Origin of the sequence: Diaphorobacter nitroreducens (assembly GCF_002214645.1) — a bacterium.
Lineage (GTDB): Bacteria > Pseudomonadota > Gammaproteobacteria > Burkholderiales > Burkholderiaceae_C > Diaphorobacter > Diaphorobacter nitroreducens.
This window is the reverse complement of the sequence record NZ_CP016278.1, coordinates 859,133-870,981: the sequence shown is the minus strand read 5'-3', so window position 1 is coordinate 870,981 and position 11,849 is coordinate 859,133. Positions and strand designations below refer to the sequence as shown.

Annotated in this window: 11 protein-coding genes and 1 pseudogene; 4 read left to right on the top strand and 8 right to left on the bottom strand. The window is 65.9% G+C overall.

Features of this window, described 5'->3' with window-relative positions; all coding sequences use genetic code 11:
* Positions 1-9: 9 nt before the first annotated feature.
* From BA022_RS19415 to BA022_RS04085, 6 genes and pseudogenes are all read right to left on the bottom strand, one after another.
* Complete coding sequence (locus BA022_RS19415; RefSeq protein WP_236884915.1) at positions 10-687, bottom strand: carboxypeptidase-like regulatory domain-containing protein; 678 nt, start codon at positions 685-687, stop codon at positions 10-12.
* Positions 667-1,175 (bottom strand): annotated as a pseudogene (locus BA022_RS19410) (DUF4382 domain-containing protein); the annotation flags it as partial. The gene BA022_RS19415 and the pseudogene BA022_RS19410, both read right to left, overlap by 21 nt.
* A 330-nt stretch (positions 1,176-1,505) precedes the next feature.
* The gene (locus tag BA022_RS04100) at positions 1,506-3,143 is read right to left on the bottom strand and encodes an ABC transporter ATP-binding protein (RefSeq protein ID WP_088886609.1); all 1,638 of its coding nucleotides are present in this window, start codon (positions 3,141-3,143) and stop codon (positions 1,506-1,508) included.
* A 21-nt stretch (positions 3,144-3,164) separates the two neighbouring features.
* Complete coding sequence (locus BA022_RS04095) at positions 3,165-4,262, bottom strand: ABC transporter permease (RefSeq protein WP_088886608.1); 1,098 nt, start codon at positions 4,260-4,262, stop codon at positions 3,165-3,167.
* Positions 4,263-4,265: 3 nt separating this feature from the next.
* Positions 4,266-5,303 carry a microcin C ABC transporter permease YejB gene (locus tag BA022_RS04090; protein ID WP_011805074.1) on the bottom strand — a complete coding sequence of 346 codons (1,038 nt, stop codon included), beginning with the start codon at positions 5,301-5,303 and terminating at the stop codon, positions 4,266-4,268.
* Between the two features lie 7 nt (positions 5,304-5,310).
* Positions 5,311-7,185 (bottom strand): extracellular solute-binding protein, encoded by a 1,875-nt coding sequence (locus BA022_RS04085; RefSeq protein ID WP_015913434.1) that lies wholly within the window; start codon positions 7,183-7,185, stop codon positions 5,311-5,313.
* A gap of 89 nt (positions 7,186-7,274) precedes the next feature.
* On the opposite strand from BA022_RS04085, the gene fabI reads away from it, so the two are divergent.
* The 4 genes from fabI to BA022_RS04065 all read left to right on the top strand — a co-directional run bounded on the left by fabI (position 7,275) and on the right by BA022_RS04065 (position 10,858).
* Positions 7,275-8,075 carry an enoyl-ACP reductase FabI gene (fabI, locus tag BA022_RS04080; protein ID WP_015913435.1) on the top strand — a complete coding sequence of 267 codons (801 nt, stop codon included), beginning with the start codon at positions 7,275-7,277 and terminating at the stop codon, positions 8,073-8,075.
* 460 nt (positions 8,076-8,535) lie between these two features.
* On the top strand, positions 8,536-9,825 hold the full coding sequence (locus BA022_RS04075) for a tyrosine-type recombinase/integrase (RefSeq protein ID WP_080375619.1): 1,290 nt from the start codon (positions 8,536-8,538) through the stop codon (positions 9,823-9,825).
* A 345-nt stretch (positions 9,826-10,170) separates the two neighbouring features.
* A complete protein-coding gene (locus BA022_RS04070) occupies positions 10,171-10,542 on the top strand; it encodes a type II toxin-antitoxin system RelE/ParE family toxin (protein WP_033474870.1) in 372 nt (123 codons plus the stop codon).
* Complete coding sequence (locus tag BA022_RS04065) at positions 10,535-10,858, top strand: helix-turn-helix domain-containing protein (RefSeq protein ID WP_033474869.1); 324 nt, start codon at positions 10,535-10,537, stop codon at positions 10,856-10,858. The genes BA022_RS04070 and BA022_RS04065 overlap by 8 nt, the downstream gene beginning before the upstream one ends.
* A gap of 85 nt (positions 10,859-10,943) precedes the next feature.
* Here the strand turns inward: BA022_RS04065 and BA022_RS19610 are convergent, their stop codons facing one another.
* Entirely contained in the window at positions 10,944-11,225 is a 282-nt protein-coding gene (locus BA022_RS19610; protein ID WP_418236110.1) for an alpha/beta fold hydrolase, read from the bottom strand.
* Positions 11,150-11,833 carry an alpha/beta fold hydrolase gene (locus BA022_RS04060; protein WP_418236209.1) on the bottom strand — a complete coding sequence of 228 codons (684 nt, stop codon included), beginning with the start codon at positions 11,831-11,833 and terminating at the stop codon, positions 11,150-11,152. The genes BA022_RS19610 and BA022_RS04060 overlap by 76 nt, the downstream gene beginning before the upstream one ends.
* Positions 11,834-11,849: the final 16 nt, after the last annotated feature.

Below are 11,849 nucleotides of genomic sequence, written 5' to 3'. Positions count from 1 at the left end.
TGGCGGGCGTCAGGGGAACGTGAAGTTCACCGTCTGGGTCGTTCCCGCGCCCAGCGTCAGGGCCTGCTGCTTGTCGGCCTGCCCCGCCAGACGCGCCTGGATGGTGTAGCGCCCTGCGGCGCCGGCATCGGCCGTGAACACGAGCGGAGTGGGCGCCGCGGCATACGGCGCCACCAGCGGTGCGGCCGTGGGCAGCGTGAAGCTGTAGGCGCCGGTTACGCCGTCCACGGGCTTGGCCGACACTTCCACCATGCCAGCCGCCGTCAGCGGCTGCAGGGCCCGCACCCAGGCATCCACCGAAGTGGTGCCGTTCACGGTGGCAACGGGCGATGCCGGCAGCGCCACGGCCTGGGTGGACGTGCCGACGGAGGTGACCAGCTCGGACTGCACCGGCACCTGGGTCACCACGGCCGTGGTGCGGCCGGGTGCCGTCAGCACCAGCGTGTAGCTGCCCGGCACCACCGGCCGCAGCAGGTAGCGGCCCGAAGCGTCCGGCACGGTGGCGCGCACCACCTCGCCCTGGGACTGCAGCGTCACCGTGGCGCCAGCAACGGGTTCGACGAAGCCCTGCACACCAGAGACCAGGCGCGGAATCACCGCCACCACGGGCTTGAGCAGGTAGCGGCCCGATGCGCCGGCCGTGACGACGGACTTGCAGGCGTCGAAGTCGAGTACGAAGTCCGCCATCTGGTTGGCGGCGATGTCGATGTTCACGTTCATCTTCACGCCACTTGCTGGCCGCTGGGCGTGGTCAGCGCTACTTCGCCCGACCCCGTGGGCAAGACGGAGTTGGCGAAGGGGGCCGCTCCGCCATTGCCGGCCAGCACCAGACGCATCTGGGTGTATTTGCCTGTGGGCAGCGGCAGCTCGCCCAGTTCCTCCAGCACGCCGTTGGTCAGCGACAGCAGGTCCACGCGGCGCGCGGGGTTCAGCGTGAGCTCATGCCAGCCGGAAGCGTCATCCGCCGCCGTAGCGCTTTGGTGCACGCGTATTTTCTGCACGGTGACGTTCACCGCGTCATAGCCGCAACTGGGAGCGTCGGTCAGCGCCAGCTTCAGCGTGCCGGAGCCGCTACCGTCACCGCCATCACCACCGCCGCCGCCACAGGCGACCAGGGCGGCCAGCGCGGTGGCGCCAGCCAGATACTTGCAACAGGAGAGGGTTTTCGTGCGCATGATGTTCATTGCCTCCGGGGTTTTTCTTGCCGAGGAAGGTGCCGTCAGACCAGCCTGACCGCCCCGGGGCGCATTGTGAAAGCGGCACCCCGCGGCACCTGGCAGCCAAGTGTCAGGTGTGTTGCCTGATGTATGAAATCGCCAGAAAAAAGGGAGCCGCCTTGTGCACTGCAAAACACCGGACAGGCACATGAAATCGAAATTCAACGCTATGAATAGCAGAGCTACCGGCCAACGGACATGCAAGCAGATCGCGCTCGTGTCCTACACCAAACGCGGTAGTCGCCCACGGCCCCGCACACCCTGCTGCGCGACCCGCCGCCGGGCAGGTCAGACCGGCTGCGCGGCCTGCACCAGCCGTTGCGTGTAGGCGTGGCGCGGAGCATCCAGCACCTGGTGCACGCTGCCGCTTTCCACCACCTCGCCGTCCTTCATGACGATGACCTCATGCGCCATGGCGCGCACCACCGCCACGTCGTGCGTGATGAGCAGGTACGACAGCGCCCGCTCCTTCTGCAGGCGCTGCAGCAGGCTCAGCACCTGCTGCTGGATGGTGACGTCCAGCGCGCTGGTGGGCTCGTCCAGCACCAGCACCTGCGGCTCGACGATGAGCGCGCGCGCAATGGCCAGGCGCTGGCGCTGGCCGCCCGAGAATTCATGCGGGTAGCGCGCCAGCAGGCCGGGGAACTGCGCGTCCGTCAGGCCCACCTCGGCCAACATGGCGGCCACGCGCGTGCGGCGCTCGGCCACGTCCAACGCAGGCATGTGCACGCGCAGGCCCTCGCCCACGATCTCCTCCACGGTCATGCGCGGCGACAGGGACGAGAACGGGTCCTGGAACACCACCTGCACCTGCCGGCGCAGCTGCTGGTTGTGCGCGGTGTTGCGGTGGGCGGGCTGCTGCCAGGCCTGGCCGGAGACATGCAGCTCGCCCCGTGCCGGCAGCAGGCCCAGCAGCGCCTGGGCCAGCGTGGACTTGCCTGAGCCCGATTCGCCCACGACCCCCAGCGTGCGCGCACGCGCAATGCGAAAGCCCGCATCCTTCACGGCCACGAATTCGCCCTTGGCAAACCAGCCGCGGATGCCCGGCACTGGCACGGGGTAGGCCACGCGCAGGCCGCTTGCCTGCGCGGCGGGCACCGCGCCACCGTCGACCGCACCTTCCACCACGTCCCGCCGCGGCGTGCTGCCGATCAGCTTGCGCGTATAGGCATGCTGCGGCGCATCGAATACCTGGGCGACGGTGCCCTGCTCCACCACGGCGCCCTGTTCCATGACGGCCACGCGGTCGGCGAAGCGGCGCACCAGCAACAAGTCGTGCGTGATGAGCAGCACAGCCATGCCGGTCTGGCGCTGCAGGTCCGACAGCAGGTCCAGGATCTGGCCGCGCAGCGTCACGTCCAGCGCAGTGGTGGGCTCGTCGGCCAGCAGCAACTTCGGTCGGCTGGCCAGGGCCATGGCGATCATGGCGCGCTGGCGCTGCCCGCCCGAAAGCTGGTGCGGAAAACTGCCCGCGCGCCGCGCCGGCTCGGGGATGCCGGTACTCGCTAGCAGTTCGATAGCTGCTTGCGCGCTCTGCGCCTTGCTCAGGGCCTGTTTTAGCACCAAAACCTCGGCCACCTGGTCGCCAATGGTCATCAGCGGGTTCAGCGCCGTCATGGGCTCCTGGAACACCATGGCGATATCGCCGCCGCGCACGCCGCGCAGTTCGCGCTCGGGCAGTTGCAGCAGGTCGCGCCCGTGCATCAGCGCGCTCCCCTCCAATTGCGCATCGCCCGTCAGGCGCAGCAGCGCCAGCGCGGTCACTGTCTTGCCCGAGCCGGATTCACCCACCAGCGCGAGCTTTTCGCCCGGGGCCACGTCGAAGCTCACCCCATGCACCACCTGCTTGGCGCCAAAGCGCACCCGCAGGTCCCGCACCTGCAGCAGCGGCGCGGTCGAGGGAGACAGGGGGGGCGCAGCGCGCATGGCAGAAGGGTTCACGATGCCTCAGTTCTTGCGGGGGTCCAGCGCGTCGCGCAGCGCATCGCCCATGAAGGTGAGCAGCAGCAGCGTGGTGACCAGCACCCCGAAGGTGAAGATGGAGATCCACCACGCGTCGATGTTGTTCTTACCCTGCGACAGCAGCTCGCCCAGGCTGGGTGTGCCGGGTGGAACGCCCAGGCCCAGGAAGTCCAGCGACGTCAGCGCCAAGATCGCCGCACCCATGCGAAACGGCAGAAAGGTCACCACCGGCGTCATGCTGTTGGGCAGGATGTGGCGGCGGATGATCTGGCCGTTGGACACGCCCAGCGCCCGCGCGGCCTTCACATAGTCCAGTTGCCGGTTGCGCAGGAATTCGGCGCGCACATAGTCCGACAGCCCCATCCAGCCGAACAGGCTGAGCAATACCAGCAGCAGCCCGATGCTGGGCGCGAACACGGCGCTGAAGATGATGAGCAGGTACAGCTCGGGCATGGAGCCCCAGATCTCGATGAAGCGCTGGAAAGCCAGGTCGGTCTTGCCGCCAAAGAAGCCCTGTACCGCCCCCGCCGCCACGCCCAGCGCCACGCCCACTACGGTAAGGGCAATGCCGAACAACACGCTCACGCGAAAGCCGTAGATCAGTTGCGCCAGCAGGTCACGCCCGCGGTCGTCCGTGCCCAGCCAGTTGTCGCGCGACGGGCCCGAGGGGTTGGGCTCCTTCGCGAAGTAGTTCAGCGTGTTTGGCCCGTAGCGGTTGAGCGTGTACAGCGCCCAGTTATCCCCCTGCGACAGCCGCTCGCGAATGAAGGGGTCGAGGTAGTCGGTGGGCGTCTGGAAGTCACCGCCGAAAGTCGTCTCGGGGTAATCGTTGAACAACGGGAAATACGTCTGACCCTCATAGCGCACGACCAGGGGCCGGTCGTTGCTGACCAGTTCTGCCCCCAGGCTGACCACGACCAGCGCGCAGAACACCAGCAGGCTCCAGAAGCCCAGGCGGTTGGCGCGAAAGCGCTGCCAGGCGCGCCGACTGGGCGACGCGGAGGCGGCAATGGGCGCCGCTGGCGCCCCATTAGCTACCGAATCAATAGCTGCTAGCGCTTGATGGTCGGGCGTTGGAGCCATATTTCAATCAAACTTGACGCGGGGATCCACCCACACGTAGCACAGGTCGCTGATGAGCTTGGTCACCAGCCCGATCAGCGTGAACAGGTACAGCGTGCCCAACACCACGGGGTAGTCGCGACGGATCACGCTCTCATAGGACAGCAGGCCCAGGCCGTCGAGCGAGAACAGCGTCTCGATGAGCAGCGAGCCCGCGAAGAACGCGCCGATGAAGGCGGATGGAAAGCCCGTGATGATGGGAATCAGCGCATTGCGAAACACGTGCTTGTAGAGCACCTGCCGGTCGGTCAATCCCTTGGCACGCGCGGTGAGCACATATTGCTTGCGGATCTCTTCCAGAAAAGCGTTCTTGGTCAGCATCGCCGTCACCGCAAAGCTGCCGGCCACCATGGCCGTGATGGGCAGCGCGATATGCCACAGGTAATCCGTCACCTTGGCCCACAGGCCCAGCTCGTCCCAGTTGGCCGAGGTCAGCCCGCGCAGCGGGAACCATTGCAACTGCCCGCCAAAGATCACCAGCAGCGCCACGCCGAGCACGAAACCCGGAATCGCGTAGCCCACCAGGATGATGAGCGTGGTAACGAAGTCAAAGCGCGATCCCGCACGCACCGCCTTGGCCACGCCCAGCGGCACCGCCACGAGGTAGCTGATGAAGAAGGTCCACAACCCCAGGCTGACGGACACGGGCAGCTTCTCCTTCACGAGTTGCCACACGTCCTTGTTCTGAAAGAAGCTGCGCCCCAGGTCGAAGCGCGCGAACTGGCCCAGCATCTGAAAGAAGCGCTCATGCGCCGGCTTGTCAAAGCCATAGAGCTGCTTGATCTGCTCCAGCCGCTTGGGATCGACGCCCTGCGCTCCGCGATAGGCCATGCCGCCACCCTCGCCGCCCCCGCCCATGCCGGCAGCGCCGGCCTTGGCCTCGGCCAGGTACTGCTCCACCGGACCGCCCGGCACGAACTGGATCACCACGAAGGTCAACAGCAACACGCCCAACAGCGTGGGCAGCATGAGCAGGATGCGCTTGAGGATGTAGGCGAACATGGCGGTTTCAGTCCTTGCGCGGCGTCGCGGCCTTGGGCGCAGTCTCGGCGGTCAGCGCAGGCGAACGGGCCCACCACGTATCCACCGCCCACATCTCTCCGGTCGAATACGGCGGCACCACTTCGGGCCGGTCCAGTCGCCAGGCGTTGTAGACCATGCGATGGGTGCCCGCGGACCACTGCGGAATGAGGTAGTGGCCATGCGCAATGATGCGGTCCAGCGCATGGCACGCAGGCAACATCTGTTCCTGCGTCTTGGCGGAGACCATGGCACGGATCATTGCGTCCACGGCCGGGCTCTTTACGCCGGGGAAATTGCCCGAGTCTTCCTGGTCTGCCGCCGCGCTGCCGAACAGGTCGGCAAACTCCTGCCCCGGGTTGTTGGTGCCCTGGTAGGCAATGGTGGTGATGTCGAAGTCGAACTTCTGCAGGCGCTGCTGGTACAGCGCGAAGTCCACCGAGCGGAACTTGAGGGTGATGCCGAGCTTTTGCAGGTTGCGCATCCACGAGGACAACGTGCGCACGCCGCCTTCGCTGCTGTCCATGTATTCCAGCACCATGGCCTGGCCGCTGGCGTTGCGCAGCACGCCATCCTGCACCTGCCAGCCTGCCTCCTGGAGCAGCGCCTGCGCGCGACGCAGGTTGTCGCGCAGCGTGGTGGCGCCGTCGGTGGTGGGCGGCTCGAACATGGGGCCGAAGACCGCGGGGGGCAGATCCTTGCGCCAAGGCTCCAGCAACGCCAGCTCCTGCGGCGTGGGCATGCCGTGGGTCTCGCACATGGTGTTGCCGAAAATGCCGCGCACGCGCTGATAGGCACCATAGAAAAGCTGGCGGCTCATCCACTCAAAGTCGAACGCCAGCCCCAGGGCCTCTCGCACGCGGCGGTCCTGCAGCAGCGGGCGGCGCGTGTTCAATACGTAGCTCTGGAAGCCCGAGGGCAGCTTGTTGGCGAACTCGCCCTTGACCAGCTCACCCGTGTCGAACTTGCGGCCGTTGACCCGCCGCGCCCAGTCGCCCGCACTGAAAAACCGCATCAGATCGAACTCGCCGGCCTTCAGCGCCTCCAGCCGCGCAGTGTTGTCCTTGTAGATCTTGACCAGCACACGGTCAAAGTTGGCCGTCCCCTTGCGCACGGGCAGGTCGCGCGCCCAATACTGGGGGTCACGCACATAGGTGATGTCCTTGCCGAAGTTGACGGGCCCAATCTTGTACGGTCCGCTGCCGATGGGGATGTCCATCACCACCTGGTCGAACGGCTTGGGCTTGCCGTCGGCGCCCAGCCCCCAGTCGCGGCTGAACACGGGTAGCCCCCCGACGGTGAGCGGCAGTTCGCGGTTGGGCGCCTTGAAGCGGTAGCGCACGGTGCGGTCGTCCAGCACATCCACACCAGCCACTTCGATCAGCAGCGTTTTGTAGCCCGGTGAGGTGTAAGGGCCCATCAGGGTGTCGAAACTGTGCTTTACATCCTGGGCCAGCACCGGCTTGCCGTTGTGAAAGCGCGCCTCGGGCCGCAGCCTGAAGGTGGCCGACAGGCCATCCGGCGCCACCGCCACATCCTCGGCCAGCAGTCCATAGCCGGTAGCCGTTTCGTCCAGCGAGCCGGTGAGCAGCGAGTCGAACATCAGCGCCGACAGGTAGGCCGGCGCGTTGCCGCGGATCGTGAATGGGTTGTACTTGTCGAAGGTGGAGGTGCGCAGATTGCTCACCAGGCGCAGCTCGCCGCCCTTGGGCGCCTGTGGGTTGACGTAGGGGAAGTGCGCAAAGTCGGCCGCCAGCGCGGGCGCCCCCCACATCGCGTAGGCATGCGCGGCCCAGGCCGCCCCGCCCGCCACGCTGCTCCCTCCCAGCCAACCGATCAATAAACAGATACGCCAGAACCGCATGCGACAATTCTGCACCACGCAAGCGGCCCGCAAGCCCCCGCGCCACGCTTGCCATTTCCCTTCGCACATCGCATTTCAGGAGAACAACAATGGGTTTTCTCGCCGGCAAGAAGCTGCTCATCACGGGCGTGCTGTCCAATCGCTCGATCGCGTACGGCATCGCCAGGGCCTGCCACCAACAAGGCGCGGAACTGGCCTTCAGCTACGTGGGCGAGCGCTTCAAGGACCGCATCACCGAGTTCGCCGCCGAATTCGACTCCAAGCTGGTCTTTGACTGCGACGTGGCCGACGACGCGCAGATCGACAAATTGTTCGCCGACATCGGCGCCGCCTGGGGCAAGTTCGACGGCTTCGTGCACTCCATCGGCTTTGCTCCGCGCGAGGCCATCGCCGGCAACTTCCTGGAAGGCCTCTCTCGCGAAGCCTTCAAGGTGGCCCACGACATCAGTGCCTACAGCTTCCCGGCCATGGCCAAGGCGGCCCTGCCCTACCTGAACGACAAGTCGTCGCTGCTGACGCTGTCGTACCTGGGCGCCCTGCGCTCCATCCCCAACTACAACACCATGGGCTTGGCCAAGGCCAGCCTGGAAGCCAGCGTGCGCTACCTGGCCGAAGCCGTGGGCCGCACTGAAGACGGCCGCTGCATCCGTGCCAACGGCATCAGCGCGGGCCCCATCAAGACCCTGGCCGCCAGCGGCATCAAGGACTTCGGCAAGCTGCTGGGCCGCGTGGCTGACGCCGCCCCGCTGCGTCGCAACGTGACGATCGAAGACGTGGGCAACGTGGCCGCGTTCCTGCTGTCCGACCTGGCCAGCGGCGTGACCGCCGAGATCACCTATGTGGACGGCGGCTTCAGCCAAACCGCCGGGCTCTCGGCAGACCAGGTGTGAGCCTGCTGAAATGACTGCGGGGTGGGTGCGCCACACCGCCCTTGCTTGAAGAACCAACGGGCCTGTAAGGCCCGTTGTTCGTTTCGGTCACTGTGCGCCGCCTTTTCAGGACCGCTGGTTGCCCATGATCGCGCCTTTGTCGGCGCGCCAGGATTCCTGCGGCATGACCCGGGGCCTGGATCTCAGAATCGGTAGCGTGCCACCACCTGCACCGAACGCGGGGCACACGGCAGGTTCAAGTTCGGCGAACTGCCATGCCCGCCACGATATAGCGGTGGTCGAACAGTTTGAACATAGGTTCCGCACCGAGATACGCGGGACTACGCCAGCCCTCGCCGCAGCGAGTTTTCCTAGGGATGACGCGGATTCACCATATCCCGGTGCTTTCTGCAACCCGACCTGATTCCCCCTCGCCAGGCTCCTACTTGGCCCCTGGAATCGGTCATCCCGAGGACTGTTCATGGCCAAGATCAAACTCACCAAATCCGTGGTCGATTCGGCGGAACCCGAAGCCCACGACGTTGAACTGCGCGACACCCTCGTGCCCGGCTTTCTCTGCAAGGTCACGCCGGCTGGTCGCAAGGTGTTCATGCTCCAGTACCGTACCAATGCCGGCGACCGCCGCAAGCCCTCGCTCGGTCTGTTCGGCGAACTGACCGTCGAGCAGGCCCGCACCAAGGCGCAAAACTGGCTGGCGGAAGTCCGCCAAGGCCGCGATCCCGGCGCGGCCAAGGTCGAGGCGCGCAAGGTGCCGACGATGAAGGAGCTATGCACGCGCTTCATGGAAGATCACTCGAAGCGCCACAACAAGAAGTCTTCGCAGAAGACCTACCAGACCTACATCGACAACCACATCATCCCGAAGCTCGGCAAGCTCAAAGTCTCTGAGGTCAAGCGCGCCGACATTGCCGCGATGATGAAGAAGATGGAACACATCCCGACCTGCGGCAATCGCACCTACTCGTTGCTGCGGGTGATGTTCAACCTGGCCGAAGTGTGGGGCTACCGGCCCGAAGGCTCCAATCCGTGCCGGCACATCAAGGGGCTTCCGGAGAAAGGCGAATCCCGGCTCATCACCGACGAGGAAATGGGCAAGCTGTTCGCCTACCTCGATCAAGCGGAGATCGAGCGCACCGTCCGCCCCGAAACCCTGCTGGCGATCCGCCTGCAATTCGAGTTCGCGGCACGCATGTCGGAAATCCTCTCTCTGCAATGGGACTGGATCGACTTCGAGAACCGCCGCATCAACTGGCCCGATAGCAAGACCGGCCCCATGTCCAAGCCCATCAGCGAGGAAGCGCAGCGGTTGCTGTCCAATGCCACGAGGTATGAAGATTCGCCCTACGTCATCACGGCCGCACGCGACCACAAGCGGCCCATGTCCAAGGGCGTTTACTACCATGCGTGGGTCACGCTCGCCAAGCGCGCCGGCCTGGCTCATGTCGGCACCCACGGCATTCGCCACCGCTCGGCCACCGACATTGCCAATTCCGGCGTGCCGATCAAGGTGGGCATGGCACTGACGGCGCACAAGACCGTGGGCATGTTCATGCGCTACGTCCACACCCAGGATCAGGAAGAACGCGAGGCCAGCGACGTGGTGGCGAAGCTGCGCAAGTTGATCGCCAGCGGCCAGCAGGCCGCGCCCGCGAAGGCCGAGGAAGCGACGGAACTGCCGCAGGCGCTGGCCGAGCTGTTCAAGCTGCTCAAGCGTTCGCCCGAACTGCTGGAAAAACTGGAAGCCGCGTGATGCCGGCCCAGGCTCTAGCGGAGAAATGTCGTGACGGCGACACGACATTTTCCGTCCTCGCCCAGCCCCGAATTGTCGTATCACCGATACGACAATTCGCGCGGCCGGTGGCTTTCGACTGCTACGCCGGAGCACGCCCCAGCGAGTTTCCGGCCGCGCCAGCCTGCGGCATCCTTCCTTCATTTGCGGATGGACGCCCGTGCCGCTTGAACTGACCGGCTTCGTTCCGCTGGGCGTGCCTGGCCGGGCCGTACCTGCCACGGCAAGCGAGCCTGCCTAGCGATCTGGCAGCATCCATCCCTTCATGGACAAGTCATGCCACTGAGTGGTATAGTGAGGACAGCGATGCACATCTTCAAAACCCGTCACTTCCAGCGGTGGATGCGCAAGACGGCATTGGGCGATTCTGATCTGCGCAAGGCTGTCCTTGAAATGACCGCCGGACTGATCGACGCCGATCTCGGCGGTGGCGTGGTGAAGAAACGTATCGGATTGGCCGGGCGCGGCAAGCGCGGCGGAGTGAGAACGCTGGTCGCCACCAACAAGGGCAACCGCTGGTTCTTCGTCTTCGGGTTTGAGAAGAACGAGCGGGACAACATCAGCGACGCCGAACTGCAAGCCTTGCAGGACTACGCCGCCGATTTGTTGGAGCGCACGGCCGCGCAACTGGATGCCGCCGCTGCCGACGGTACTTTGCTGGAGATCACCGATGACTGAAAAAGCCCAACCCAAGAGCCGCATTCTGGAAGCGGTGCATGAAGGCGCCCGCGATCTGCACCACCTGGGGTTTATCGACAAGCGCAAGATGCAGAAGTACGACCTGCTGTGCCTGGAGCCGGTGCAGGACTACGATGCCGCCAAGATCAAGGCGCTGCGCGAGCGCCTGCAACTGAGCCAGGCCGTGCTGGCCTCGGTGCTCAACACCAGCGCGTCCACCGTCCGTAAGTGGGAAGTGGGCGACAAGCGCCCCAGCGGCCCGTCGCAGAAACTGCTGGACATCATCGAACGCAAGGGCCTGGAAGCCGTGCTCTGAACGGCCGCAGGCGCATTGACGAACAGAACCCGCCAGCGATGGCGGGTTCTGCGTTTCAGAGGTCAGCGCGGCGACGCATTGGCGCTCACGCCGATGCGCAGAACCGCGAATTAGCCTCGGCGACCGCCTGCGGCGCCTCCCGCTGCGGAAAGTGGCCGACGCCATCGAGCACCTGTCGCTCGTAGCGGCCCGTAAAGAACGCTTCCCGCCCCTTGGAACTGTCGGGGTGGTTGCAGGTATCGGCCCCGCCGTGCAGCACCAGGGTCGGAACCGACAGGACGGGCGCGGGGTTCAGGCGCGCTTCGTCCTCCGCATAGGCCGGGTCGCCCTCTGCGAAGCCCCAGCGGTGGCGGTAGGAGTGCAGCACGATCTCGGCCCAGTCCTCGCCCTGGAATGCCCGCGCTGCCTCGTCGAAATCGGCAGGGTCGTACCAGCCGGCCGGTGCCCAGGTGTCCCACATCTGCCGGGCGAACGCCTCGCGTTCTTCCCGCACCACGCGCTCGCCGCGCGGCGTGGCCATGTACCAGTGATACCAGTAGTTGCGCGCCTGCGCCAAGGACATTGGCTGGTTCGGGTCGTTGGTGCCGTAGCCGACCGACAGCATCGCCAGGTGCGAGGCCACGCCATCGCGCAGGCCGCAGGCATTGGCGGCGGCCCGTGCGCCCAGTCATGGCCGATCAGCGCGGGCTGCGCCAAGCCGAGCACGTCGATGAAGTCCAGCAGGTCACGGCCCAGGGCGGACAACTGGCCGCTGCGTGGCGCGCCGGCCTCTCGGAACCGGGTCGGCGCAAAACCGCGCAGCGCCGGCGCCAGCACCCGGTAGCCAGCGTCGGCCAGGATGGGCGCCACGGCCTTCCAGCACTCGGGGCTGTCCGGCCAACCGTGCAGCAGGATGGCGGTTCGCGCTCCCTGCCGGTTCCATTCGAGATAGGCGATGTCGAGCCGTTCGGTCGTGGCGACTTGATAGTCCTGCATGGGTTTGTCTCCCGTC

Coding starts and splice junctions, on each gene's coding strand:
- BA022_RS19415 (WP_236884915.1), bottom strand. CDS start 687: ATGGCGGACTTCGTACTCGACTTCGACGCCTGCAAGTCCGTCGTCACG.
- BA022_RS04100 (WP_088886609.1), bottom strand. CDS start 3,143: ATGCGCGCTGCGCCCCCCCTGTCTCCCTCGACCGCGCCGCTGCTGCAG.
- BA022_RS04095 (WP_088886608.1), bottom strand. CDS start 4,262: ATGGCTCCAACGCCCGACCATCAAGCGCTAGCAGCTATTGATTCGGTA.
- BA022_RS04090 (WP_011805074.1), bottom strand. CDS start 5,303: ATGTTCGCCTACATCCTCAAGCGCATCCTGCTCATGCTGCCCACGCTG.
- BA022_RS04085 (WP_015913434.1), bottom strand. CDS start 7,185: ATGCGGTTCTGGCGTATCTGTTTATTGATCGGTTGGCTGGGAGGGAGC.
- fabI (WP_015913435.1), top strand. CDS start 7,275: ATGGGTTTTCTCGCCGGCAAGAAGCTGCTCATCACGGGCGTGCTGTCC.
- BA022_RS04075 (WP_080375619.1), top strand. CDS start 8,536: ATGGCCAAGATCAAACTCACCAAATCCGTGGTCGATTCGGCGGAACCC.
- BA022_RS04070 (WP_033474870.1), top strand. CDS start 10,171: ATGCACATCTTCAAAACCCGTCACTTCCAGCGGTGGATGCGCAAGACG.
- BA022_RS04065 (WP_033474869.1), top strand. CDS start 10,535: ATGACTGAAAAAGCCCAACCCAAGAGCCGCATTCTGGAAGCGGTGCAT.
- BA022_RS04060 (WP_418236209.1), bottom strand. CDS start 11,833: ATGCAGGACTATCAAGTCGCCACGACCGAACGGCTCGACATCGCCTAT.